This window comes from Pseudoxanthomonas dokdonensis (genome assembly GCF_001431405.1).
Lineage (GTDB): Bacteria > Pseudomonadota > Gammaproteobacteria > Xanthomonadales > Xanthomonadaceae > Pseudoxanthomonas_A > Pseudoxanthomonas_A dokdonensis.
Genome location: NZ_LDJL01000015.1, coordinates 103197 through 124558 on the forward strand (window position 1 = coordinate 103197; position 21362 = coordinate 124558).

The following is a 21362-nucleotide window of genomic DNA, read 5'->3' on the forward strand; positions in this document are numbered from 1 at the left end:
CGCCGGTCCGGGCGTGACCGGCACTTGCAGCAGCGCGTGGCATCATCGCGGCCAGACTGTTGCGGCCAGCAAGTGGATTCGATGTGAGCCAGCTGTTCACCCCTGACGGACGCTATCTGATCGTGCGCGGGCGCCTGTGGCGGACCAGCAATCCGGATCTGCCCAGCGACCAGCGGCAGGCGCTGGTGCAGGGGTTGATGCAGGCACGGCGTGCGGTCAGGCAGGCGCTCGCCCAGGGCGATTCCGGACAGCTGGCGCAGGCGCGCGCAGCGGTGCACGCGGCCAAGGTCGCGCTGGGCGAGCGCGGCCCGGTGTGGTGGACCGATGGCAGCCCGGACTTCAACCGGCATCTGGCCCGCAATACCCCGTATGCCGACTGGTATCGCCGGCAGCAGGGATGATGGCGAGTGTCATCGACGCGTACCCATGGCGAGGTGATGGCGTGTTCAGGTGGCTTGCAGGTGCCGTGGCTACACTCGGGCGGACCCGAGAACGCCAGACCCCACATGACGTCCGCCTTGTCCTGCCGCTCCATCCTGCTTGCCGTTGCCGTGGCGACCACGCTCGCCGCCTGTGGTTCCAATGCCAGGAAGGAAGAAGCCCCGCCGCTGGGCGAGACCTTCGGTGCCGAAGACACCTATTCGCGGATCTATTCACAGGCGCCGGCCACCGCCTGCGAAGCGACCCGCCGTGCGTTGCTGGGGCAGGGCTACGTCATCGGCAACCTGAGCGCCGAGTCGGTCGAAGCGACCAAGAATTTCCAGCCCGAGTCCGATGTACATACCCAGCTCAAGGTGCTGGCGACCTGCGTGCCGCGCGCCGATGGCGGTTCCATCGTCTTCATCAACGCGGTGCAAGATCGCTATGCGCTGCAGTCGCAGTCCAATTCGGCCAGCGTCGGGGTCAGCATGATCGGCTCGGTATCACTGCCGCTGCCGATTGGCAGCAGCAACGCCAACCTGGTCCGGGTCGGCAGCAACACCGTGCAGAACCAGGATTTCTACCGCCGCCTGTTCGAGCGGGTGAGCTTCTACATGCCCGGCACGCCGGCAGAAGCCGCGACGCCACCGCCAGCGCCCGAACCCGAAGGCCCGCCGGATCCGGTGCTGCCGCAGGAATAGCTGGCGGCAGCGCCAACGCTTCCATGCGCACGGCCCGAAGCGGCCTGTCACCACGGCCCGCTACAATAGCGGCATGAATGCGATACGACCCTATCTGGACAAGATCCCGCAGCTGGGTGCGCGGGTGTATGTGGATCCGGCGGCGACCGTCATCGGTGACGTGGTCCTGGCCGAGGATGTCTCGGTATGGCCGGCGTGCGTGATCCGCGGTGATGTGAACCACATCCGCATCGGTGCGCGGACCAACGTGCAGGACGGGACCATCATCCATGTCAGCCACCACAGCCCTTACAACAAGGCCGGCTACCCGACCTTGATTGGCGAAGACGTGACCATCGGCCATGGCACCATCATCCATGCCTGCACGATTGCCGACCTGTGCCTGATTGGCATGGGTGCCTGCATCCTCGATGGTGCGTCGATCGCCCGCTATGGCTTTGTCGGTGCCGGCGCGGTGGTCGGGCCGGGCAAGCAGGTCGGCGAAGCGGAATTGTGGCTGGGCAATCCGGCGCGGTTCGCCCGCAAGTTGAGCGACAAGGAAATTGAGAGTTTGCATTACTCCTCGGGCCATTACCTGCGCTTGAAGGATCGCTATCTGAGCGGCAAGGCCGAGTGATATATCTGGGTGGGCAACGGCGGCGGGGGCGGTTAAAGTCCATCCAAGACGGGGACGGCGCCCTTGGCGCAAGGGGATGGTTGGCAGGATGCCCAATACGATAGATGACACAACCCAGATTCGGCGGGCTGATCGCGTGAGCGCACCCGAGATGCTGGACACCTACCTGGAAGTCATCACGCCGGAAGGTGTGGCCTTGCAGTTGCCAGCCGCCGGGCCGGTGCCGCGCGCGCTGGCCTGGGCCATCGACATGGTGGCGCGGCTGGGCGTGTTGATGATGCTGGGCATGCTGCTGTCGTTGCTAGGCAGGATGGGCCAGGGCATCTACCTGATCCTGTTGTTCCTGCTGTTCTGGGCGTACCCGATCGTGCTGGAGGCGGCCTGGAACGGGCAGACGCTGGGCAAGCGCGCGCTGGGGTTGCGCGTGGTCGCCAGTGATGGCGCGCCTTTGGGCTGGTTGCCGGCAATCACCCGCAACCTGTTGCGCACGGTCGACATGCTGCCTTTCGGCTACATGGTCGGGCTGTTGGCGAGCTTGGCCGATCCGCATGCGCGCCGTCTCGGCGACATGGCCGCCGGCACCCTGGTCATCCATGTCGGCAAGCAGTACCTGCCGCAGCCGGCGCCGATCGAGTCGGTGATGGCGCCGCCGCTGCCGCTGCAGCCGGACGAACAGGCGGCGGTGATCGCCTTCGGCGAGCGCGCACCGTTTCTGGCACCGGCGCGGCAGGTTGAACTGGCCGACATCGCCGGCCGGCTGAGCGGGGCAACCGGCCCGTCCGGCGTGGTCCGGCTGTATGCGATCAGCAACTGGCTGCTGGGGCGTCGATGAGGCAGGAACAGTTTGTCGCCCGCCACCAGCCCGAGTGGGACGCGTTCGAGCAATGGCTGCGCCTGCGTGGCGAAAGTGCCCGCCTCGCACGCCGACAGGCCAACACGTCCGAGCTCAATGACGAGGATGTACCGGCACGTTACCGCCGTATCTGCGAGCAGCTGGCGCTGGCCCGGCGTCGTGGCTACAGCCCGGTGGTCACCGCGCGCCTGCAGCAACTGATGCAGGATGGCCATCAGCTGCTGTATCGGACGCCGCCACCGCACTGGCGCCGCGCGCTGTATTTCATTCTCGCCGGCTTTCCGCGACTGGTGCGGCAGCAGGCTGCCTGCATGTGGGCGGCCTGCGCGTTGTTCGTGCTGCCGCTGCTGGCGATGTTCGTGCTGCTGCAGATCCACCCGGAACTGATCCACGCCGTGCTGGATCCGCTGCAGATTGCCGAGGCCGAGCGCAGCTTCGATCCTTCCGCCAGCCACTCCGCGCTGGGCCGTGAAAGCGGCAGCGACTGGCAGATGTTCGGCCACTACACCATGAACAACATCAGTATCGGCCTGCGCACCTTCGCCAGCGGGCTGCTGTTCTGCGTCGGCAGCATACTGGTGCTGATATTCAATGGCATGGTCATTGGCGCGGTGTTTGGCCATCTGTATCAGATTGGCTACGGCGATCCGTTGTTCCGCTTCGTCGCCGGCCATGCGCCGTTCGAGTTGACCGCGATCGTGATCGCCGGTGGCGCCGGCCTGCGGCTGGGCTTCAACCTGCTGGCACCTGGCCGGCGCAGTCGCATCCAGGCACTGGTCGACGGCGGCCGCATCGGTGCGCGGCTGTGCCTGGGCGTGGCCCTGATGTTGCTGCTGGCGGCTTTCATCGAAGCGTTCTGGTCATCGACGCAATCGATACCGGGCTGGATCAAGTTCAGCGTGTCCGGTGTGTTGTGGACGCTGGTCGCGCTGTGGTTGTGGCGCGGGGGGCAGGGCAGCAGCGATGAGGATTGATCAGCTGACGGTGCAGCTGCGCGCGCGCAGCGGATGGGAGGCGCTGGAGTTGGGCATGGCGCTGGTGCGCCGGCATGCGGCGGCGATCTACCTGCCGTGGCTGTGGATGAGCCTGCTGCTGTTCTGCGTGCTCAACCTGCTGTGCTGGGCAATCGATCGCATCTGGTTGGCGGCACTGCTGATGTGGTGGCTGAAGCCGGTCTTCGACCGCATTCCGTTGTACGTGCTGTCGCGGGCGGTGTTCGGCCAGGTGCCGAGCACCCGGCAGACGCTGGCCGCCCAGCGCGGCTGGGGCTGGCGGCCAATGCTGCAGCATCTGACCTGGCGCCGGCTGAGCCCGGTACGTTCTCTGTACCTGCCGGTGGACCTGCTGGAAACCGGCAGTGCCGGCAAAGCGGCCAACGTGCGCGGGCGCCATGCGGTACTGGCGGGACCGGCGTACGGGCACGCCGCGTTGCTGACCCTGGTCTGCGTGCACTTCGAGATGGTCATCAGCCTCGGCTGCATCGCGCTGGTGTTCCTGTTCACGCCGGTCGATTACCTGCCCGAAACCGCGCGTGCGATGTGGGCGCTGATGATCGATCAGCCGCCGTGGTGGGCGCAGATGGCGTTGAACGCGGTGGCCTGGCTGGCGACCAGCGTGGTCGAGCCGTTCTTCGTCGGCGCCGGTTTCGGCCTGTACCTCAATCGCCGCACCCAACTGGAAGCATGGGAGGTGGAAATCGTGTTCCGGCGCCTGCGCCAGCGGCTGGCCAGTGCGGTCACGCCATGGTTGCTGGTGCTGGCCTTGGGTGCCGCTGGCTGGTCATCGCTCGCGCAGGCGCAACAGGCCGATATCGCACTGACACCGACAATCGGGCAGAGCGACAGCCACGCCGACGACCGCGACCGCCAGACGGATGCCGATGACCCCGCCGACGCGGCCAGGCCGAAGCCGGCGGCGGCGACACTGGCGGGGATCTTCGGCGAGCAGCAGGTCGATGACGGCGCTTTCCGGCGCGCCGCTGAGCGTGCGTACCAGGATCCGCTGCTGGGCCAGAAGCGGACCAGCAGCCGCTGGGAACTGCGCGGCAAGGCCGACAAACAGCCACCGGGACAGCGCAGCCTGGCCAACCAGCCGTGGCTGCGGGGCTTCGCCGCCATTGCCGCTTTCATCGCCGAGTGGGGACTGTGGCTGTTGCTGGCGGCGCTGGTAGTCCTGTTGTTGGCGACCCTGCGTTACTGGTGGCCATGGATGCGCGGCCAACGCCTGCCTGGACGAACGTCGTTGCAACCGGCGCAGCAACAAGCGCTGCCGTTGCCGGAGTCGCTGCCGGACGATATCGCCGGCAGTGCATTGCGGCTGTGGCGCGATGGCCAACAACGCAACGCATTGGCGCTGCTGTACCGCGCCAGTGTCGACAGCATGAGCACGCTGGCGCAGGTGGTACTGCCGCCAGCAGCGACCGAGGCGCAGTGCCTGCGTGCGTCGAGGCGCATCCACGACCCCGCGCAACGACAACTGTTCGCGCGCATGGTCCGGGTCTGGCAGTACGCTGCCTATGCCCGGCAACTGCCGGGCGACGATGAATTCCACGACCTGCTGCAGCAGTTGCGGCAGGGCTACCGGTGGCCGGCATGAGCCGCCGCCGTCACCTGTCTGTCTGGATCGCGGCATCGCTGCTGTTGATCGCATTGGTCGCCGCCGGCGTGTGGCTGTCGCGCAACTACCGGCAGGTCGAGAAAACCATATATCTGCCAGCGATCGGCGAAGCCGCCTACAACCCGCTTTATGCACTCAGGCAGACCCTGCTGGCCGATGGGGTCAAGGCGGTGTCGCGGCAACGGCTGGATTTGCGCAATCACCGGCTGCAACCCGGCGACACCGTGTTGCTGTACAGCGATCCCGGACACCTGCTGGCATCGGAAAGCCGCCAGTTGCTGGAGTGGGTCGCAAGCGGTGGCCACCTGCTGGTGCGTACCCCGCCGCCGCGCCGGGTCAACGACGGTATCGACGTCCCGTTGCTGCAGGCCATCGGTATCCAGTCGCTGACCACCGAAGAGCAGCCTGCGCGCTGCGTGGCGTTGCAGGTGGCGGGCGAAGAGGAGCACATCGAGTTCTGTCGCGGCAGCCGTTTCCATTCGCAGCAGCACACGCCCGAGCTGCAGTGGGGCGACGACAACATCGGACTGGTCTATGCGCGCCTGGCCCACGGGCAGGGTCGTGTCGATGTAGTGGCTGATTTCGATTTCCTCGACAACGGCGGCGGTCGTGGCGACGGCCTGCTGGGCGCCGACCTGAGCCAGCCACCGACCGGCGGCCTGCGTGACGGCCCCCATCGGGCATTGGCGCGCCAGCTGCTGGCCCCCAATTACGGTCGCGGCACCATGCACCTGGTCTATGCGGCGCGGATGCCTTCGTTGCTGCACCTCATCCTGAGCCGCGGTTGGCCGGTGTGGTTGCCACTGCTGCTGGCGTTGCTGGCCTGGCTGTGGATGCGCATGCAGCGACTGGGTCCGTTGCTGCCGGCACCGGCAACCGCACGGCGATCGCTGCTGGAACACGTACGCGCCAGCGGCGATCACCTGTACCGCTATGGCCGCGGCGTGTTGCTGCACGAAGCCGTGCGCCAGGCGTTCCTGCTGCGCCTGCGGCGTCGCGATCCGGTCGCCGCCGCGCTCAGTGGCGAGCCGCGGGTGCAAGCCATCGCCGAACGCCTGGGATTGCCAGCCAGCCAGATTCGCGACGCCCTGCAGACGCCGGCGGCGCATGACCACCACGGCTTCCGCGAGCGTATCTCCACCCTTGTCCAGATGAGAAACCAACTATGAGCGAGCATTCCGTCGCCACCACGCTGAGTGGCCAGGCCCTGGCCGACAAGGCCGCACAGGTACGCGATCAAGTGTCGCAGGCATTCGTTGGCCAGCCCGAGGTCCTGGATCAGATCCTGATCGCATTGCTGGCCGGCGGCCATGTCCTGATCGAGGGCGTGCCGGGCCTGGGCAAGACACTGCTGGTGCGCGCGCTGGGACAGGCATTGGATCTGGGCTATGCGCGGGTCCAGTTCACCCCGGACCTGATGCCCAGCGACATCAGTGGCCATGCCGTCTACGACCCGAAGACCGAGAGCTTCAAGATCCGGCGCGGGCCGATCTTCACCCACCTGCTGCTGGCCGACGAGATCAACCGCGCACCGGCCAAGACCCAGTCGGCATTGCTGGAAGTGATGCAGGAAGGCCAGGTCACCATCGAAGGCAAACCGTTCGCGCTGCCACCGCCGTTCATGGCGCTGGCGACCCAGAATCCGGTCGAGCAGGAGGGTACCTATCCGTTGCCGGAAGCGCAGCTGGATCGCTTCCTGCTGAAGATCCTGATCGACTATCCGTCGCTGGAAGATGAAAAGCGCATGGTCGAAGCGATCACCAGCGGTCGCGCCGCCAGCGATTTTGATCTGTCCAGCGTGCAGAAGGTCCTGACCGGCGATGACATCAGCGCGATGCAGCGCGGTACCGCACGTGTGACCGTGGATCCGCAGGTTCTCGACTACGCGGTACGCATTGTTGCCGCCAGCCGCCAGTGGCCGGGCATCGCGCTCGGCGCCGGACCGCGCGGCAGCCTGGCGCTGGTACGCGCGGCGCGGGCGCAGGCGGTGTTGCAGGGACGCGACTTCGTGACCCCGGACGATGTCCGCGAGATTGCGTTGCCAGCGCTGCGTCATCGCATCAGCCTGGCTCCGGAACTGCAGATCGAAGGCCAGTCGGCCGACGATGCGCTGCGCGCGCTGCTGGCCAAAGTGGAAGCACCGCGCAAATGATCCGGCTGGCGTTCCGCAGTGGCCGGCATCGGGCCATCGCGACATTCTTTGCCCGGAGCGCATGCGGATGAGGCCGGGCCCGCTGCTGTTGCCGGCATTGCTGCTGTGGGCGCTGTGCGGCCTGGCGGTGGTGCTGGAGCTGCTGCCGCTGCATGCGTGGCAGTGGAGCGGTCTGGCGATCGCGGCTTTGGCGCTGCTCGATGGCTGGCGGCTGCTGCGCCTGCCCAGTCCCGAGGTCGAGCGCGAACTGCCGGATGCACTGGCGCTGGATGTCGAGCGCAGCATCGCGCTGTCGCTGGCCTCGCCGTCGCATCCGCTGCGGCTGCAGGTGTTCGATCTGCACCCCGGTCACTGGTGGAGCGAAGGACTGCCGCAGACCCATCGCATCAACGCCGGCCGGCAGCTGACGCTGTACTACCGGCTGCGCCCGGGCGAACGCGGCGATGCGGTATTTGCCGGTACCCAGCTGCGACTGTATTCGCCATGGCGGCTGTGGCGGCAATCGCGGATGCTGGGTACCGCGCGGCAGGTACGGGTGTATCCGGATTTCGCGCCGTTGACCCGCTTCGCCTTGTTCAGTGCCGACCAGGCCTCGCACCTGGTCGGCGCACACCTCAAGCGGCGACGCGGCGAAGGCACCGACTTCAACCAGATGCGCGAATACCGGGTGGGCGACAGCCTGCGCCAGATTGACTGGAAAGCGACCGCGCGCACCCGCAAGCTGATCTCACGCGAGTACCAGGATGAAAGGAACCAGCAGGTGGTGATGCTGCTGGATACCGGCCGGCGAATGATGGCGCGCGAAGGCGGGCTGGCGCATTTCGATCAGATCCTCAACGCCGCGCTGGTGGTGTCATACCTGGCCCTGCGCCAGGGCGATGCGGTTGGCCTGATGGCCAGCGGCGGCGCATCGCGCTGGGTGCCGCCACAGCGCGGTGCGGCGGCCATTGATGTATTGCTGCGTGCCAGCTACGACCTGCAGCCGCAGCCGGTGGCGATCGATTATCTGCAGGCGGCCACCGAGCTGTCACTGCGCCAGCGCCGCCGCTGCCTGGTGATGCTGGTGACCAACGTGCGCGACGAAGATATCGAAGAACTGCTGCTGGCCGTGCGCCTGCTACAGAAGCGCCACCTGGTGTGCGTGGCCAGCCTGCGCGAAGTCGAGTTGCAGCAGGCGCTGGCGCAGCCGGTGCGGGACTTGACCGATGCCGTCCACGCCGGGGCGGTGGCGCGCTACCTGCAGCAACGCAGCGATGCCCACGAACGCTTGCGCCGGCAAGGCGTGATGGTGATCGACGTGGCCAGCAAGGATCTGCCGGCCGCCCTGGTCGAACGCTACCTGGCGGTCAAACGCGATGGATTGCTGTAGCGACGGAGCGCTGGCAAGCCCGTGCGGTCGCCGGCAAACCAGGACCGCCGGGATGTTGCGATGAGTTGCCCGGCCCTGCGCTCTGGCGCTAGTCGGCGGTGACCAGCAGCGGATTGATCTCACGCAGCATCGCGTAGGCCGGATCGGTGTCCGGACGCTCGCCGTGCCACAGCCGGAAACTGTCCGCCGCCTGTTCGACCAGCATGCCCAGGCCATCGACGGCATCATGGCAGCCGGCCGCGCGGGCCCAGGCCAGGAACGGAATCGATGCCTCGCCATAATTCAGGTCGACCGCCAGCGTGCGCGAGTTGGTCAGGCTGAAAGGCAGGTCGAATGCATCGCTGCCGCCGCGCGAGGCGGAGGTGGCGTTGACGATCAGTTCGAAATCGCCCAGCGAGCCCAGGTCTTCCCAGTAGCGCGAATGCGCGCGCTTGGGCATGCCCAGCTTGTCAGCCAGCGCGTCAGCGCGTTCGGAGGTGCGGTTGACGATGATCAGTTCGCGGATGCCGGCATCCAGCAGCGCCGGGGCCACCCCGTGCGCGGCACCGCCAGCGCCCAGCATCAGTGCCCGCCGTGCACGCAGATCCAGGCCATGGCGGCCGGTCAGATCGCGGACCAGGCCTTGACCGTCGGTATTGTCGCCATGCCACTGGCCTTCGACCCGGGTCAGCGTGTTGACCGCGCCGCAGCGTTGCGCGCGCTCGCTGAGCTGGCTGCACAGGGCGTAGGCAGCTTCTTTCAGCGGCAGCGTGATGTTGGCGCCGACGCCACCCTGCTGGGCAAAGCGCTCCAGCGCTTCGCCAAGATCCGCCGGTTCGACATCGACGGTGGCATAGGTCACCGCGATATCGCGTTGCTTGCCGAACTGCGCATGGATGCGCGGTGACAGCGAGTGGGCAATCGGATGGCCAAATACAGCGTAACGACTCATGGGTATCCCCTTGATGGTTGCCCCGGCAGTATGCATCGCCAGTCAGTGCGACGGGAGTATCTGCGGGCGGAAGTAAAAGAAACGTCTGCGCCGGGTGCCTGTCTTGCCACGACAGGCCGTGCCGGCATCAGGCGTCGGCCTCGCGCAGCCAGCGCGCGGCGTCGAGTGCGAAATAGGTCAGGATGCCATCGGCACCGGCGCGCTTGAACGCGGTCAATGCTTCCAGCGTGCAGCTTTTTTCGTCCAGCCAGCCGTTGCCGTACGCTGCCTTGAGCATCGCGTACTCGCCGCTGACCTGGTAAGCGAACGTCGGTACCGCGAACTCGTCCTTGACCCTGCGCACCACGTCCAGGTATGGCATGCCCGGCTTGACCATGACCATATCGGCGCCTTCTTCCAGATCCAGCGCCACTTCATGCAGCGCTTCGTCGAGATTGGCCGGGTCCATCTGGTAGTTGAACTTGTTGCCCTTGCCGAGGTTGCCGGCACTGCCGACCGCGTCGCGGAACGGGCCGTAGAACGCCGACGCATACTTGGCCGAGTACGCCATGATCCGGGTATGCACGAAACCGCCGTCTTCCAGCGCCGCGCGGATGGCGCCGATGCGTCCATCCATCATGTCGCTGGGGGCGACCACGTCGGCGCCGGCACGGGCATGCGACAGCGCCTGCTTGACCAGTGCCTGCACGGTGACGTCGTTGATGACATAACCGCTGTCATCGATGATGCCGTCCTGGCCATGGGTGGTGAACGGATCCAGGGCGACGTCGGTAATCACCCCCAGTTGCGGGAAGCGCTGCTTGAGCGCACGCACCGCGCGCTGCGCCAGTCCCTCGTCGTCCCACGCGGCTTCGGCCTGCAGTGACTTGGCTTCCGGTGCGGTGACCGGAAACAGTGCCAGCGCCGGGATGCGCAGGCTGCATGCCTGTTCGGCGACTTCCAGCAACTCGTCAATCGAAACCCGCTCGATGCCGGGCATCGACGGAATGGCCTGCCGGCCGGCCAGTTCGTGGACGAACACCGGATAAATCAGATCGTTGCTGGTCAGTACGTTCTCGCGCATCAACCGGCGGGAGAAATCGTCACGGCGCATGCGCCGCGGACGGGTGTGTGGATAGGCCATGCAGTGCTCCTTGTCTGCCGGCCATGATACGCCCCCCGCCGGGCACGCTCTAGCCAAACAGAAACCGGCGCCCCAAGGGACGCCGGTTTGCTGTTCTCACGCGTTTGTTCAGCGCTTGTTGGTTACGCAGCGCAGGACCTTGTTGCCGGAATTGCGATCCAGCACGCCGGCCTGCTGGGCCTGCTTGACGTAGCTGGCCATGCAGCGCTGGTAACGACGGCTGTCGGGCTGGGTCGTGGCGCACAACGCATTCCACGCCTGTACGTTGGCACCCGCCACCAGGCCACCTTCCTCGAACACATCCACGCCGGTGTCGCAGTCACCGACCAGCGCGTTGCCGGGGTTGATGCTCCAACCGAGGTCCTGGTACAGGGCCGGGGTCAGATCCACATTGACCTGCGACTGCAGTCCAGCGGTGGCACGTGGTTCCATCAACGCGCTCGGCTGCAAGGCTTCATCGAAGTGCGAGAACGATGAGCCACTTTCGTACGGATTGGGTGCGTACAGACGCACGCGGCCTTCGCTGTCGGCACCTTGCAGACGGTTCGGGTCCTTGCCGACAGTGGCCTGCGCGGGCAGATTGGCGCGCAATAGGTCACCGGTGCTCTTGGCCACGAGAATCGCCGGAATGGTGACGCTGGGATCGATGCCGCCCATGCCCTGGACCGCGTCGGCGGTGTTGACCACGATCACGCCCGTGGCACCAGCCGCCTGCACGTTGACGGCCTTGGAAGCGAAGGTGCAGTTGCCGCGATCAACCAGTGCGATGTTGCCGGCAATCTCGTCCGGATTGCTGATGGCCTCGCAGCCGTCGCTGCCCGAGGTACCGCCATCGACAGCCGCCACGATGCTGCCATTGAATGAACTGTCGTTGGCAACCACACCGAAGGAAGCAGTACCCATTTCATAGCCGCCCGCCGCCGCCGCCGGTGCACTCACCAGCAACGAAGTCAGATTATCCAGCACCAGTGCGGCCTGCTGGTTGACCTGCTGGCCGATCCATACGGTGTTGCCGTTGTCGACCAGTGCCTGGGCGCGCTCGGCATCGTCCATATCCGGAAACGCCTTGCCCAGCGTGTTGTTGTAGGCGTGGTTGGCATAGATATTATTCATGTCGCCATACAGGCTGCCATCGGAACTGGCCAGCCCCTGCATGCCCAGGCCATGGCCGATCTCGTGCATCACCACATTGAGGAAGTTGATGGTGCCGGCCGGCGCCTTTCCATCCAGGCCGTAATACCACTCGCTGCCGGCCAGGCAGTTGGGCTGGCCGAGGTTGCTGTTGAAGCGCGAATTGATGTCGATGGTGTCCGGATTGAGTTCGCTGCCGGCAATCGCATCAGCCAATGCCGAGGGATACCAGGTGTCGGCGGCAATCCCCGGGGCGAAGTCAGCGAACACATTGGTGGTGCCGGCTGAGCCGAGTACCGCGCCGGTGGCGGTACACGGCAGTGCCTGGAACGAAGCGCCGATGTATACCGGCACCTGGCTTTCCAGCACCGCGCCCCACATCTGCATGGCGAATTCGTAAACCAGGGTGCGTTGTTCGCCCAGCGTGGTGCCGGGGTTGAGGCCGATCGGGGTGCGCGGGCTGGGATCTTCCAGGCCGGTGCCGGTGCCGACGTCGCCGCTGACCAGGATCAATTCGGCGCCGTGCGCCGGGGCGGCCGAAGCCAGGGCAATGGCGGCGGCCAGTGCGCCGGGAATCAGGAAAGACTTATTCATGGTCAGCCTCCATGCTGTTGTCATTGGTTGCGGTGGCGTGCTCATCCTGGTGCTGGATATGCAGCTGACCACTGCTGTCGCGGCTGACCGTCAGGTGGCTCATGTAGCTCTCCGGCACCTGCATGCTGGTACCGCCATTGCTGAGCTGGCGCTTGCTGGCCATTGCCGCGCTTTCACTGGCCGGTGCGACGAAACCTTTCTTGCTGGCCAGACGTGGTTCGGCCTGGCGACGGTTGCTGGCTTTGGCTGCTTGCTGCAGCTGTTGACGCTCGGCAGCGGTCGGTGCGCGCAGCTGGCCGGTGGCCTGGTCGATGCTGACGATCTGGTTGGCGCTGGCGCTGTCGTCGACAACGGCGGCAGGCGCGACCTGTTCACCGGCGTGGGCACCGGCGACGACGAGGACGCTCGCGAAAAGCCATGATGGCTGGATGATGGGATGACGCATTGCACACTCCTTGGCATAACGGCAGGGGCGGCCCGAATCCGGGAGCGGTGACTTCCCGATTCCCGTGTTGCGGGCGTAAGACGATCAGCAGGACGATGCAAAGCTGATCGACTTTCGAGTGTGCGATCGAGTTCAGTTCACATTCAACCAACGCATTTCCTGTGACGTCGACGAGGCAACGCCGACCGCGACGCGATGATCGAAACAAGGCCTGACAGCCGCGTTCTGAAGCCACTGCCGGCTGTCAGGTGCAGCGTCGGCAACAAGTCTGGAATTGGCCATGACGCCGGTTATTGTGACTGCGAAGAGGCCTTGCATGCGCGGGGCGCGTGGTTTCATCACCCGTGCATGATGCGGATTCGCTGCGCCTGGTCGACGACAAGCTCGCCCGACAGTGCTGCAGATGGATGCAATGGCCTGGATACCGTTGGTAGTGCCGCCAATCCCGGCCTGTGCACACCGGGAGGCAGCGGGATACCGGCGATGTCCAGAAAAAAACCGGCGCCCATTGGGCGCCGGTCGGCTTCAGACATCGATGCGACGTGTGGTCAGCGTTTCAACGCGGAACAGACCAGTACCCCGACGGCATCGCGTGGGGTCAGTACACGGCTGCGCAGCGAACGCTTGGTGTAGTCGGCCATGCAGCTGACGTACTTGCCACGGTTCTTCGAGGTGCTCTCGCACATGTCGCTCCATGCCAGCACGTTGGCACCGACGATCAGGCCGCCTTCCTCATGCACATCCACGCCGGTGTTGCACCAGCCGATGCGGGCGTCGCCATCGTTGAGGGTCCAGCCGATGTCGTGATACAGGGCCGGCGTAAGGTCGACGTTGATCTGCGCCTGCAGCGTCGGCGTGGCCGCCGGTTCCATCAACGCATTGGGTGACAACGCGGTGTCGAAGTGCGAGAACGAAGATCCGCTTTCATAGGGGTTGGGTGCATACAAGCGCACGCGCCCATTGTCATCGGCACCCTGCAGCAGGTTGGGGTCGACCTGGATCGCGGCCTGTGCCGGCAGGTTGGCCCGGATCAGGTTGCCCACGCTCTGTGCCACCAGCACCGACGGGATGGTGACGGCAGGATCATCGCCGCTCATGCCCTGGGTACTGTTGGCGGTATTGACCACGATCATGCCGGTGGCGCCCGCCGCCTGCACGTTGGCGGCCTTGAGCACGAACGCACAGGTACCGCGATCGACCAGGGCAATCCTGCCGGCCAGCTCCGCGCCATTGGTGATGGCCTCGCAGGCGTCGGTGCTGACTGCGCCACCATCCAGTGCCGCGGCAATCGTGCCGTTGAGGTTGGATGCACTGGCGGCCGGGCCGAAGGTGGCGGTGCCGAACTCATAGCTGCCAGCGGCGGCCGCCGGCGAACTGACCTTGAGCACGGTGCGGTTGTCGAGGATCAGTGCCGCTTCCTGGTTGACCTGCTGGCCGGTCCATACCAGCTTGCCGGTATCCAGCAGCGACGCCGCGCGCTCGGCGTTGGTCATCTGTGCGAACGACTTGCCCAGGGTGTTGTCGTAGGCATGGATTGAATAGATGTCCTGCACCCCGGCCAGGAATCCGCCCGCCGAATTGGTGAAGCCCTGCACGCCCAGGCCGTGGCCGATTTCATGCATCACCACGTCGAGGAAGTCGATGGCATCGGCCGGAGCATTGCCATCAAGACCGTAATACCAGGTACGTCCGGTCAGGCAGTCCGGATTGACGCCGATGTCGCCGTTGAAGCGCGAGTTGATGTCGATGAAGCCGGGATCGAGATCGGTGCCGGCGATGGCATCGGCCAGTGCCGACGCGTACCAGGTGCCGGCTTCGATGCCGGGTGCGAAGTCGGAGAACACGCTGGTGGTGCCGGCCGAACCGAGCACCGCGCTGGTCGGCGTGCAGGCCAGTGGCTGGAACGAAGCACCGATGTAGATCGGCACGTCGCTCTTCAACACCGCGCCCCACAGCGACATCGCGAACTGATAGACCTTGGTGCGCTGGTCGCCCAGTGTCTTGCCGGGGTTCAGGCCGACCGGTGCCTTGGGGGTGGGATCATCCAGGCCCAGGCCGGTGCCGGTGTCACCACTGACCAGCACCAGTTCGGCGCTGTGCGCGGGGGCCGACAGTGCCATCGCGGCCATCAGCGCGCCGGGCAGCAACAACCCTGATACGAAGGTGGACTTATTCATCGCTGGCCTCCATGCGCGTGGTGGGCTTTTCGGCGGCTGCCGGCAGGCCGTCATCGGAATGCTGGATGTGCATCGTGCCGTTGGCATCGGTGGTGACGGTCAGATCGCTCATGTAGCTTTCCGGCACCTGCATGGCAGTACCGCCATTGCCAAGGCGGCGCCGGGTGCCCAGTGCTTCGCTCTGGGTCTGCGGGGCGGCAAAGCCTTTCTTGCCGGCCAACTGCGGCGTCGCCCGCCGCGCACTCTTCAGCGAGGGCGATTGCTGCTGCAGTTGCAGGCGCTCCGCGGCGGTGGCCGCGCGCATTTTGCCGGTGACCGGGTCGATGGTGACAATCTGGCCGGCGGCGACGGGTTCGGCTTGCGGGCCAGCAGCTTCGGCGGTGGCCTGGGGTTCGGCGGCCTGCGCGCTGGCGCAGGCGATCAGCATGGCGGACAGCCATAGCGGTGGGATGACGAGACGACGCATTGCACACTCCTTGGCATAACGAAGGGACGACCCGATACCAGAGGTGAAGCGATTGGATTGTGCTGGCACGGGACCAGGCGGTCAGATGATGCTCGGGGGAGCCGACCTGGCCTGAGTGTGCGTTAACGCACGTTCACCTTCAACCCGCCTGTTCACCGCGGTGAGGATGAACAGGCGGATCGCATTCCTGTTCCGTGCATCGCCATGGATGGCGGCCGACTCAGCCCGCAGGCATTGCCGCGGCGCGTCTCAGAGCACACCGCTGCCCAGCAGCAGCCGGCCCATCGCCACCACGATGACCACTGCATTCAAGACCAGCCCGGCTTTGGCCCGGCGATTGCCGGCCGGTCCGGAAAACAACACGCCGATTGCGCCGATGATCGCACCGACCACCGCAAACGGGATCAGCAGCCAGTTGCCGATGCCCAGCAGCGGGATCAGGAACAGCACCATCCAGACCAGCGAAAACATTCCCCACAACAGGCTGATCAGCCCCATTCCCATGCTCCCGTGCCAGCGCCGCCCATCGGCCGCCTCGTCGCAATTCAATATCGGGGCCGTGAACAAGGCTTGCAAGCACGCTGTGTCAGCTGGCGACGCCGTGCATGCCTTCGATTTCGACCATCAGTTCGCGCCGGCAGACATCGGCCCGCAGCATGAAGAACGGCACCGACGGGCCCAGTCTGGCGCGCAGGTGCGCGGCCACCTCGGGCGCATCTTCGCCGTCGCGGACGTAGACCTTGAGCCGCGAACTGGCATCCAGCGTCGGCGGCAGCAGGGGCTGCTGCTGGCGCGCGGCGGTGATCAGGCTGGCCAGATTGGCCAGGGTCTCGTCCAACTGCGCGTGCAGTGATTCGATGTGGCGCGAGGCATGGCCAACGATGCTGGCAGTGCCGGACAGGAACAGCGGCAGGGTCGAGTTGGCCGGTGGCAGCAGGGCGCGGGCGAAACTGGGCGATTGCGGACCGTATTCGCGCGGGTAGCGGTAGGCGCTGACCTGGCGCGGGTTTTCCAGCGGCAGCCCGGGCGCGCGTGCCGCCAGCCAGTACACCTGCAGCACCCGCTGGCCGTCGCGGCTGCCGATGGCGGTGGCCGCTGGCAGGCTGCCCACATCGACCTGGCCCAGGCCACGCACGCGGCCGACGCAGAACTGCCGGTAGCGCTCCTGGTCGTTCTCGCCCAGGGTGATGGCATCCAGATAGTTCCAGACCCGCAGCAGGTGCGGGTAGCCGCTGGACTGCCAGAACGCCCGCAGCCGTGCGTAGGCCTGCTCGCTGGCCGCGAGGATGGCGCCATCACCGCTGCCGGACCACTCGGATTCGGCCACCTCCAGCACCCCGAACTGCAACCGGCCATCCTCGCTGACGGCGATGTCGGCGTGGCGGGCGTGGCTGACCGGGCCACTGCCGCGCCACACTTCCAGCACCGGCGCGGTGGCCAGCGGTTGCAGCGGTACCTGCAGGTACCGCGGGTCGGCCAGTTCTGTCCGGCCCGGGGTGGCGTCGCCAAAGCCGAACACCGCCAGGGTGTCGGCGCGTGCCAGTTGTTGCTGGATAGTTGCCACGCATGACATCGGCGCGGGACAGGAGAGAACGTCGACCGCCAGGTGCATATCGGGACGGTCAGCGTGGGGAACAGCGGTCATCAGCAGGGGGCAGGCCGGATACGATGGCAAATGATAACGCGCTGCTCACATGGGGGCGGGGCAGGATTAGTGCAAATTCAGACAGGCCGGCACATCATGGCCGACAGCAGGGACAGGAGAGCGCGGATGAAACTTCGACTATCAATGATGTTGGCGGCGGTGCTGGTGCTGGGCGGCTGCGCCAGCAGTTCCAAGGTCATGCTGGGCCAGGCACGGCCGGCGATCGACCCGTCGCAGGTGCAGATGTATCCGGCGGTACCGCCGGGCGCGACCCAGATTGCCCAGCTGGAAGCCACCAGCGCGGTCGGCTTCGGCACCCAGGGCCAGACCGATGCGGCAATCGAGCGGATGAAACGTGAAGCCGCGGCACTGGGTGCCAATGGCGTCGTGCTGCTGGGCATGGGCAGCCAGGGCTCGCCCGGTGGCATGTCGGTTGGCGGCGGCAGCTATGGCAGCCACGGCTATGGTGGGGTCGGCTTTGGCATCCCGACCAGCCAGAAGAGCGCGGCCGGCATCGCCATCTACGTGCCGCCGAACATGATGAAAGCGCCACCACCACAGCCGATGCCGGCACCGCAGCCGGACCCGGTGCAATAAGCCGGCGCGCCAGCGCAGGCGGCAAATGAAACGGGAGGCCATCGGCCTCCCGTTTTTCTTTCATCACCTGACCCGCGCATTCCGGCTCCGCCCGGTCATCCAGCGATGACGAGATCGCGGACCCGGCGTCAGCGCGAGTGTTGCGGCACGAACTGTTCCTGCACCGCCTTGGCCAGCTGATCCGGCGGCAGCAGGCCCTGGTCGAGCAGGAAGTTGTTGAACGCGAAGCGGTCGAACCTGTCGCCCAGCGCCAGTTCGGTCTGCACCCGCAGCTGCATGATCCGGCTGTAGCCGTAGAAATAGCTGCCGGCCTGGCCGGGTGCGTTGAAGGTGTAGCGATCCAGCTCCTGGCGCACCATCGGTTTGGACAGGCCGACGTCCTGTTCCAGCACTTCGCCGGCGCGTTCACGGTCAATCAGGCCCAGGTTGAGCATCGGGTCGAGGATGGCGCGGGCCGCGCGCAGCAGGCGCAGCTGCAACGCAATCAACTGGCCATCGAGCGGCTCGTACGGGACCATCTCGGCCTCGGCGTACAAGGCCCAGCCTTCGACGTTGACCGAGTTGAAGGCAAACATGGTGCGGGCCAGTGATACCCCGCGCTCGACCATCGCGGTGAACTGCAGCTCGTGACCCGGCCGGCCCTCATGCGCGGCCAGGGTCCAGCGGCTGGCATCGAAGTTGAAGTCGTCGTAGTGCTCGTTGCCGCCATCCTTGCCCGGATTGCCCAACGGCAGCACGAACGTGCCCTGTTGACCGGTGTTGCCGACCAGCGGTGCCGGCAGGAAATGCGGCGCCGGCTGGGCCGCGCTTTCGGCTTCGCTGCCCAGGCGCATCTGCATCGGCCGTTGCGGCACGCTGACGATGCGCTGCCTGGCGATGATCGGATCAATCGTATCCAGCACCGTGCGATAGCTGGACTCCAGCTGATCGTTGGCGATGGTCTGCTTCTTCAACGCCTTGATCACCTGCCGGTAATCGCTGGCTTCGATGCCATTGGCCTTGGCCACCAGCGGTGCCAGCTGCTGCATGGCAGCGCGGGTTTCCATGAATTCCAGCTGCGCGCGTTCCATCAGGATGCGCGGATCGATGTCGATGCCGTACTGCTTCAGCTGGAACGCATACAGCTCCGGTGGCAGCCGGTTGTCGGTGCGCGCCTTCGGCAACACGCTGCTGCGTACCCATCCAGCGTAGTCCTTGAACTGCGCATCCATTGCATCCAGTGCCGCCTCGGCGCCGCTGACCTTGTACTCGGCAAACAGTTCGCGCACGCCCTTGGCATAGGTATCGACGTTGTCCAGTGCCCGCTCCACTTCCAGCCGGGTCGGTGGCAGCAGCGCCGGGTTCGACAGTTTTTCCTCGTAGCGCTGGCGCGCCAGCGTGGTGAAGGCGGTGCTGCCCGGCAGCTGGCCGGTGTAGCGCTGCAGGCGGTCCAGTGCCTTGGCCTGGCGCTCGGCCGGGACCTGCTTGGACAACAGGCTGTTGATGCCACTGAAGACCGACTGCGGTGCGTCGACCCACGGCAACATCAGGCGCTCGTTCAACTGGCTGCCCTCGATGCTTTCATCGGCGGCGTGGATCATGATGGCCAGGTCCTGGCGCACGTTAGGGTCGCGTTCGCTGGCCAGCCTGGCCTGCAATTCGGCCTTGGCCCGGTTCGTGGCTTCGCGGAAACGGCGCGGATTGTCCGGACCCAGATCGGTAACCTGATCGTCATAACCGGGTACGCCGAGGAAGCTCAGGCTTTCGGCCTGGAACGGCCCCTGCGCGTCCAGCAGGATCTGCGCGTACTGATTGCTCTTCTGCACCCATGCGGGCGAGTTGGCGGCAGCCTGCGCGGCCGGTTCGGCTGCATGGGCCGGCGCCAGCAGTGGCGCGGATACTACCAGGGCAATGGCAAGGACGAGTGGCTTCATGGTCGATTTCCGGAACGTTGGTTGGCGCCACGCTACGCGGGCGTGGCGCGCTCCACAATCGGCCGGAAGTCACTGCGCCGCGGCAGCGGTCGCAGACCAGCGGCCAGGCGGCTCAGCTTTTCATCCGGATCATCAGCTCCAGCACCTTGCGCGCGCGCTGGCCATACGGCGGGCTCAGCCAGTCGATCGCCCGCAGCGGACCCTGGTACAGGATCGGCCGCAGCTTGGAAAACGTGTTGAAGCCTTCCACCCCGTGGTAATGGCCCATGCCGCTGTTGCCGATGCCGCCGAACGGCAGCGTGTGCACGCTGACATGCAGGATGCTGTCATTGACGGTGACGCCGCCGGACAGGGTGTTCATGATGTACCACTGTGCCAGCGACTTGTCGTTGGTGAACGGATACAGCGACAGCGGACGCGGCCGGTCATTGATGTACTGCGCGGCTTCCTCGCGGGTGCGGTAACTGCGGATGGGCAGGATCGGGCCGAAGATTTCGCGCTGCATCAGTTCCATGTCGTCGTTGACGTCCAGCACCAGCTTGGGCGACATGATCCGGCGGCTGGCATCGGGGGTCTGATCCGGGGCGAGCTCGACGATGCGTGCGCCCTTGCTGCGTGCGTCTTCCAGTGCCGCCTGCAGGCGGTCATGCGAGCGCTGGTCGATGATCGCGGTGTAGTCGCCGTTGTTGATGTCCGGATAGGCGCTGGCGAAGGCCTCGCGTGCGTGGCCGGCGAAGGCCTCGATCTTGTCCTGCGGCATCAGCAGGTAATCGATATTGGTGCAGATCTGGCCGGCATTGAAGGTCTTGGCCCAGATCACCCGCTTGGCCGCGGTCTGCACGTCGTAGTCCGGCGCGATGATGGCCGGCGACTTGCCACCCAGCTCCAGCGTCACCGGGGTCAGGTTGCGCGCGGCATTGGCCATCACCGCCTTGCCGGTGGCCGGCGAGCCGGTGAAGAAGATATGGTCGAACGGCAGCGCGGTGAAGGCCGGCCCGCGGCCGCCGCCGTCCTCGAAGAACACCAGTTTCGAGGTCGGGAAATACTTCGGTGACAGGGTCTTCAGCAGTTGCGCCAGATGGTTGGAGTTTTCCGACATCTTGACCATCGCGGTATTGCCGGCGGCAAAGATGCTGGTCAGCGGATGGAACACCATCGCAATCGGGAAATTCCACGGCACCACCACCCCGACCACGCCGACCGGTTGTGGCAGCAGGCGCGCCCTGGCCAGCGGCAGCCGCATCGGGTCGACATGCCGCTTCTGCGGTTTCATCCAGCGCTTGAGGTGCTTGATCGCTTCCTGCAGGCCGTCCAGGGTGACCGCGATTTCGGCAAAGCCGGTTTCGAAGCGCGAACGGCAGCCGTAGTCCTGGTTGACGGCTTCGATCAGCGCATCGCGGTTGTCCGCCACCAGCCGCACCATCTGCTTGAGGTCGGCCACGCGTTGTTCGTGGCTGGGATAGCGCAGGCGCTCGAAGTGTGCGCGCTGGCTGGCCAGGGCATCCTGGAATTCAGCCGGGATGGCCGGGGTCTCCGCGGCGGCGTTGGCAGTGCTGGTCATCGGTGTCCTCGGTAGGGTGAACCCTGCGGTCGCCAGTCTGGCGCCACAGGGC

The 21362-nt window shown here is 66.0% G+C and carries 20 protein-coding genes; 10 read left to right on the forward strand and 10 right to left on the reverse strand.

What is annotated here, in order from left to right; translation table 11 throughout:
- Window positions 1-83: 83 nt before the first annotated feature.
- From ABB29_RS13475 to ABB29_RS13515, 9 genes are all read left to right on the forward strand, one after another.
- Window positions 84-401 (forward strand): hypothetical protein, encoded by a 318-nt coding sequence (locus ABB29_RS13475; protein ID WP_057659921.1) that lies wholly within the window; start codon window positions 84-86, stop codon window positions 399-401.
- 117 nt (window positions 402-518) lie between these two features.
- The gene (locus ABB29_RS13480) at window positions 519-1121 is read left to right on the forward strand and encodes a DUF2242 domain-containing protein (protein ID WP_057659923.1); all 603 of its coding nucleotides are present in this window, start codon (window positions 519-521) and stop codon (window positions 1119-1121) included.
- A 73-nt stretch (window positions 1122-1194) separates the two neighbouring features.
- On the forward strand, window positions 1195-1737 hold the full coding sequence (locus ABB29_RS13485) for a gamma carbonic anhydrase family protein (RefSeq protein WP_057659924.1): 543 nt from the start codon (window positions 1195-1197) through the stop codon (window positions 1735-1737).
- A 151-nt stretch (window positions 1738-1888) separates the two neighbouring features.
- The gene (locus ABB29_RS13490; protein WP_057659926.1) at window positions 1889-2569 is read left to right on the forward strand and encodes an RDD family protein; all 681 of its coding nucleotides are present in this window, start codon (window positions 1889-1891) and stop codon (window positions 2567-2569) included.
- Window positions 2566-3564, forward strand: a complete 999-nt coding sequence (locus tag ABB29_RS13495; RefSeq protein WP_057659928.1) for a stage II sporulation protein M — start codon at window positions 2566-2568, stop codon at window positions 3562-3564. Before ABB29_RS13490 ends, ABB29_RS13495 begins: the two co-directional genes overlap by 4 nt.
- On the forward strand, window positions 3554-5185 hold the full coding sequence (locus ABB29_RS13500) for a hypothetical protein (RefSeq protein ID WP_057659930.1): 1632 nt from the start codon (window positions 3554-3556) through the stop codon (window positions 5183-5185). Before ABB29_RS13495 ends, ABB29_RS13500 begins: the two co-directional genes overlap by 11 nt.
- Window positions 5182-6375, forward strand: coding sequence for a DUF4350 domain-containing protein (locus ABB29_RS13505; RefSeq protein ID WP_057660059.1), 1194 nt, complete (start codon window positions 5182-5184; stop codon window positions 6373-6375). The genes ABB29_RS13500 and ABB29_RS13505 overlap by 4 nt, the downstream gene beginning before the upstream one ends.
- Complete coding sequence (locus tag ABB29_RS13510) at window positions 6372-7358, forward strand: AAA family ATPase (protein ID WP_057659932.1); 987 nt, start codon at window positions 6372-6374, stop codon at window positions 7356-7358. Before ABB29_RS13505 ends, ABB29_RS13510 begins: the two co-directional genes overlap by 4 nt.
- A 67-nt stretch (window positions 7359-7425) precedes the next feature.
- Window positions 7426-8727: a DUF58 domain-containing protein gene (locus tag ABB29_RS13515; protein ID WP_057659934.1), complete on the forward strand. Its 1302-nt coding sequence runs from the start codon at window positions 7426-7428 to the stop codon at window positions 8725-8727.
- 88 nt (window positions 8728-8815) lie between these two features.
- Here the strand turns inward: ABB29_RS13515 and aroE are convergent, their stop codons facing one another.
- From aroE to ABB29_RS13555, 8 genes are all read right to left on the reverse strand, one after another.
- Entirely contained in the window at window positions 8816-9664 is an 849-nt protein-coding gene (gene aroE, locus ABB29_RS13520; RefSeq protein WP_057660061.1) for a shikimate dehydrogenase, read from the reverse strand.
- A 121-nt stretch (window positions 9665-9785) separates the two neighbouring features.
- Window positions 9786-10781: a porphobilinogen synthase gene (gene hemB, locus ABB29_RS13525; protein WP_057659935.1), complete on the reverse strand. Its 996-nt coding sequence runs from the start codon at window positions 10779-10781 to the stop codon at window positions 9786-9788.
- 108 nt (window positions 10782-10889) lie between these two features.
- Window positions 10890-12506, reverse strand: a complete 1617-nt coding sequence (locus ABB29_RS13530; protein ID WP_057659938.1) for a PA domain-containing protein — start codon at window positions 12504-12506, stop codon at window positions 10890-10892.
- Entirely contained in the window at window positions 12499-12951 is a 453-nt protein-coding gene (locus tag ABB29_RS13535; protein WP_057659940.1) for a post-PEP-CTERM-1 domain-containing protein, read from the reverse strand. Before ABB29_RS13535 ends, ABB29_RS13530 begins: the two co-directional genes overlap by 8 nt.
- Window positions 12952-13499: 548 nt before the next feature.
- Window positions 13500-15128: a PA domain-containing protein gene (locus tag ABB29_RS16760; RefSeq protein WP_170185876.1), complete on the reverse strand. Its 1629-nt coding sequence runs from the start codon at window positions 15126-15128 to the stop codon at window positions 13500-13502.
- Complete coding sequence (locus ABB29_RS13545) at window positions 15121-15594, reverse strand: post-PEP-CTERM-1 domain-containing protein (RefSeq protein WP_157062662.1); 474 nt, start codon at window positions 15592-15594, stop codon at window positions 15121-15123. Before ABB29_RS13545 ends, ABB29_RS16760 begins: the two co-directional genes overlap by 8 nt.
- 249 nt (window positions 15595-15843) lie before the next feature.
- Complete coding sequence (locus ABB29_RS13550; RefSeq protein WP_057659946.1) at window positions 15844-16092, reverse strand: hypothetical protein; 249 nt, start codon at window positions 16090-16092, stop codon at window positions 15844-15846.
- An 88-nt stretch (window positions 16093-16180) separates the two neighbouring features.
- Window positions 16181-17167, reverse strand: coding sequence for a chorismate transformation FkbO/Hyg5 family protein (locus ABB29_RS13555; protein WP_425414777.1), 987 nt, complete (start codon window positions 17165-17167; stop codon window positions 16181-16183).
- Window positions 17168-17365: 198 nt separating this feature from the next.
- Between ABB29_RS13555 and ABB29_RS13560 the strand changes: the two genes are divergently transcribed.
- Window positions 17366-17836, forward strand: a complete 471-nt coding sequence (locus tag ABB29_RS13560; RefSeq protein ID WP_057659949.1) for a hypothetical protein — start codon at window positions 17366-17368, stop codon at window positions 17834-17836.
- A gap of 128 nt (window positions 17837-17964) precedes the next feature.
- Here the strand turns inward: ABB29_RS13560 and ABB29_RS13565 are convergent, their stop codons facing one another.
- Both ABB29_RS13565 and ABB29_RS13570 read right to left on the reverse strand, forming a co-directional pair.
- Window positions 17965-19749 (reverse strand): DUF885 domain-containing protein, encoded by a 1785-nt coding sequence (locus ABB29_RS13565; RefSeq protein WP_057659951.1) that lies wholly within the window; start codon window positions 19747-19749, stop codon window positions 17965-17967.
- 112 nt (window positions 19750-19861) lie between these two features.
- Window positions 19862-21310 carry a coniferyl aldehyde dehydrogenase gene (locus ABB29_RS13570; RefSeq protein WP_057659953.1) on the reverse strand — a complete coding sequence of 483 codons (1449 nt, stop codon included), beginning with the start codon at window positions 21308-21310 and terminating at the stop codon, window positions 19862-19864.
- Window positions 21311-21362: the final 52 nt, after the last annotated feature.

Bases quoted from the DNA above. Each gene is read 5' to 3' on its own strand.
- ABB29_RS13555 (WP_425414777.1), bottom strand. From the start codon at position 17,167: ATGTCATGCGTGGCAACTATCCAGCAACAACTGGCACGCGCCGACACC.
- ABB29_RS13490 (WP_057659926.1), top strand. From the start codon at position 1,889: ATGCTGGACACCTACCTGGAAGTCATCACGCCGGAAGGTGTGGCCTTG.
- ABB29_RS13485 (WP_057659924.1), top strand. From the start codon at position 1,195: ATGAATGCGATACGACCCTATCTGGACAAGATCCCGCAGCTGGGTGCG.
- ABB29_RS13545 (WP_157062662.1), bottom strand. From the start codon at position 15,594: ATGCGTCGTCTCGTCATCCCACCGCTATGGCTGTCCGCCATGCTGATC.
- ABB29_RS16760 (WP_170185876.1), bottom strand. From the start codon at position 15,128: ATGAATAAGTCCACCTTCGTATCAGGGTTGTTGCTGCCCGGCGCGCTG.
- ABB29_RS13505 (WP_057660059.1), top strand. From the start codon at position 5,182: ATGAGCCGCCGCCGTCACCTGTCTGTCTGGATCGCGGCATCGCTGCTG.
- ABB29_RS13510 (WP_057659932.1), top strand. From the start codon at position 6,372: ATGAGCGAGCATTCCGTCGCCACCACGCTGAGTGGCCAGGCCCTGGCC.
- ABB29_RS13530 (WP_057659938.1), bottom strand. From the start codon at position 12,506: ATGAATAAGTCTTTCCTGATTCCCGGCGCACTGGCCGCCGCCATTGCC.
- ABB29_RS13570 (WP_057659953.1), bottom strand. From the start codon at position 21,310: ATGACCAGCACTGCCAACGCCGCCGCGGAGACCCCGGCCATCCCGGCT.
- hemB (WP_057659935.1), bottom strand. From the start codon at position 10,781: ATGGCCTATCCACACACCCGTCCGCGGCGCATGCGCCGTGACGATTTC.
- ABB29_RS13560 (WP_057659949.1), top strand. From the start codon at position 17,366: ATGAAACTTCGACTATCAATGATGTTGGCGGCGGTGCTGGTGCTGGGC.
- ABB29_RS13515 (WP_057659934.1), top strand. From the start codon at position 7,426: ATGAGGCCGGGCCCGCTGCTGTTGCCGGCATTGCTGCTGTGGGCGCTG.
- ABB29_RS13550 (WP_057659946.1), bottom strand. From the start codon at position 16,092: ATGGGGCTGATCAGCCTGTTGTGGGGAATGTTTTCGCTGGTCTGGATG.
- ABB29_RS13495 (WP_057659928.1), top strand. From the start codon at position 2,566: ATGAGGCAGGAACAGTTTGTCGCCCGCCACCAGCCCGAGTGGGACGCG.
- ABB29_RS13500 (WP_057659930.1), top strand. From the start codon at position 3,554: ATGAGGATTGATCAGCTGACGGTGCAGCTGCGCGCGCGCAGCGGATGG.
- ABB29_RS13565 (WP_057659951.1), bottom strand. From the start codon at position 19,749: ATGAAGCCACTCGTCCTTGCCATTGCCCTGGTAGTATCCGCGCCACTG.
- ABB29_RS13535 (WP_057659940.1), bottom strand. From the start codon at position 12,951: ATGCGTCATCCCATCATCCAGCCATCATGGCTTTTCGCGAGCGTCCTC.